The organism is Bacteroides sp. 2_2_4 (assembly GCF_000157055.1).
Lineage (GTDB): Bacteria > Bacteroidota > Bacteroidia > Bacteroidales > Bacteroidaceae > Bacteroides > Bacteroides ovatus.
Genome location: NZ_EQ973418.1, coordinates 1 through 2,742, shown reverse-complemented (window position 1 = coordinate 2,742; position 2,742 = coordinate 1). Strand labels below are relative to the sequence as shown.

General features: G+C 41.5%; 2 protein-coding genes and 1 pseudogene. All 3 read left to right on the top strand.

The window, feature by feature from the left end; all coding sequences use genetic code 11:
* Positions 1-184 (top strand): annotated as a pseudogene (locus BSCG_RS30235) (hypothetical protein); the annotation flags it as partial.
* A gap of 244 nt (positions 185-428) precedes the next feature.
* Entirely contained in the window at positions 429-1,019 is a 591-nt protein-coding gene (locus BSCG_RS00005; RefSeq protein ID WP_004295513.1) for a replication/maintenance protein RepL, read from the top strand.
* A gap of 619 nt (positions 1,020-1,638) precedes the next feature.
* Complete coding sequence (locus BSCG_RS00010; RefSeq protein WP_007219893.1) at positions 1,639-2,742, top strand: plasmid recombination protein; 1,104 nt, start codon at positions 1,639-1,641, stop codon at positions 2,740-2,742.

The window sequence follows — 2,742 nt, the reverse complement described above, 5'->3', positions numbered from 1 at the left end:
CCCCCAAAGGGGGAGCGACCAAACGGCAGCCTCTCTCAATGGAGTGTTACGTCGTTCGGATTCGGAAGAAATTTTGCAGGGTTCGGAAAACGGTTGTGTGCTTATTCTAAAAAAAGTTTATGGTGTGGCGCTCGTCGGGACGGGTGGTCCCGCCCCTTGCCGCTGGGCGCTCCCCGACCGATGATTTTTAAGTGACTGATTTTGTGCTGTTTTGGGGGTATATTAAGAATAGAAGAAATAGAATAAGTTAAGTACTTGATACACAATATAGGGCATTTTCCATATTGGAAATACTCATTTTCCAATCTAGAAAATACTGATTTCCTAATATAATACTAAACAGGAAAATAGTATTTCCCTTAATATTGTTTTTATGGAAAATAATAGTTTACTTTGTGGAGAATAATATTCCCCAAAAACACATCAAAATGGAAAATAAAAAAGCAGTTAAGTTAACCGATTTTCAAAAGAACGAAGAAAATCCTTTTATGAAACAAGCTATAGAAGGTATTGAAAATCATGTTGTTAAAAAGTATAAGAGTAATAGTGGTGGCGATAAGAGAGCCGTAGTAGCTTTAGCCGACACTGAAACTGGAGAAGTGTTTAAGACTTCGTTTATCCGTCAAATAGAAGTAGATGAAGAACAATTCACTAAATTGTATCTTTCTAACTTTGCTGCATTCTTTGACCTATCACAAGCAGCTATTCGGGTTTTTGGTTACTTTATGACCTGCATGAAACCCAAAAATGATTTAATCATCTTCAATAGAAAAAAATGCCTAGAATATACCAAATACAAAACAGACAAAGCCGTTTATAAAGGACTTGCAGAACTTGTAAAAGCTGAAATCATAGCCCGAGGACCAGCCGATAATCTTTGGTTTATTAATCCTCTGATAGTATTCAATGGTGACCGAGTGACATTTGCTAAAACATACGTTCGGAAAAAGACTTTAGCTGCCCAAAAGAAAGAAGAAGCAGAGAAACGACAATTATCACTTGGCTTTGATGAACAGTAACACTCCATTGAGTGAAGCTGCCGTTTGGTCGCTCCCCCTTTGGGGGCGGGGGGGGGGATAGATAAAGTTCCTCTATGTAAAGTTATAATGGGGGATGAAAGGCAAGGTTCGCTAACCTTACCCCGATTGTTTATGCTTCCCAGCATTCAATCTATCCCCGTTTATGGGTTTCTCTTTCACCCTACAAAGATAACCTCATGGGGGAAAAATGTCCAAGAATATGGGGTAAAAACTATCAAGTCGGTAGAAAATAAGTATCTTTGAAGTACATTTTTAGTAGAGGTACTGGTATGCCTAGACGAAGCAGATAGGCAAAAATAAAGCCGCTGGAGATGTCGGATGTCCGTCAATTAACTCCAGCGGCTTGTATTTTGGTAACTCTCCCGTATCGGTCGGCTACCGTTTGGTCAGCAACAAAGGTAGTACTTTATTGTCGCAAATCCAAATGTTTTCCCCTTTATTTGTGCATTTACAGAACATTTGCTAACTTCGCACCTATGCAGTATGGTGATAGCACACTAGCACCCTAAAGGGTGCGTGTGTAAGGGGACAAGCCCCCTTAACCCCCTGTCAGCCGGCTGTCACCGGCTGTTATCGATTGTCACAAAAATGTTAACTTATGGGAGCAACAAGTATTCATGTACAAGCAGTGAAGCCGGGGAGTGAGATTCACAACTTTAGGGAAAAAGAGTTGGACTATGTTCGTCCCGAACTTAGTCATTTGAATGAAAGCTGGGTTGGAGATAGCATCTCCCATCGGCTGGAAAGTGCGAAACAAAGATATCTCGATACGGTTGGGCAGAAGATGCAGGCTAAAGCCGCACCCATACGAGAGGGAGTAATAGTAATCAAACAAGAAACCACCATGCAGGAACTCCAGCAGTTTGCCACGGTCTGCAAAGAACGTTTCGGTATCGAAGCATTTCAAATCCATATACACAAGGACGAAGGATACATGAACGCAAAGCAATGGACACCTAACCTTCATGCCCATGTAGTTTTCGATTGGACGCAGCCGAATGGGAAAAGTGTGCGTTTATCGCGTGATGACATGGCAGAACTCCAAACCATAGCATCTGAAACACTGGGCATGGAACGTGGCGTTTCTTCTGACCGCAAACACTTATCGGCTATGCAGTACAAGACCGAATGTGCGAAAGAACAGCTTCAGGAACTATCAAACGATATATCCAGTGCATTAGACAAACACAAGGACGTACAAAACCAGCTTCTTCAGCTTCAGAAAGAACTACGTTCCATTGAAACAAAGAAGAACGTCCAAAAACTCATTTCTAAGGCTTCAGAGAAGTTTTACGGCTTGATTGGAAAAACAGTCAACGATAGGGAAAAGGATGCCTTAAAAGCCAAAGTAAAGGCTTTAGAGGGGGAAAATGAACAGCTATCCGATAGACTGGGAAAGGCTATACTTGAAAAAGAGCAAAACGGCACAAAGGCATTCAAAGCCGAGAATGACAAGGAGTATTATAGACAACAAATGGACAACGCAAGGACAACCAGTAACCGATTAAGGACGGAGAACCAAGAACTAAAGACCGAAACCAAGGAATTGAAAAAAGAACTTGGTAAGATGAAAGACTTGTTCAATTCCGAACAACTGGAGGCTTTAAGGCATCATTTCCCAAACATATCAAAAGCTATGGAAGAGGGGAAAGACCTACTCAAGCAAATCACCAGAAGCAGAGGTTTCGGTATGGGTATGTAA

Excerpts from the sequence above, each read along its gene's own strand:
- BSCG_RS00005 (WP_004295513.1), top strand. The coding sequence starts at position 429 with ATGGAAAATAAAAAAGCAGTTAAGTTAACCGATTTTCAAAAGAACGAA.
- BSCG_RS00010 (WP_007219893.1), top strand. The coding sequence starts at position 1,639 with ATGGGAGCAACAAGTATTCATGTACAAGCAGTGAAGCCGGGGAGTGAG.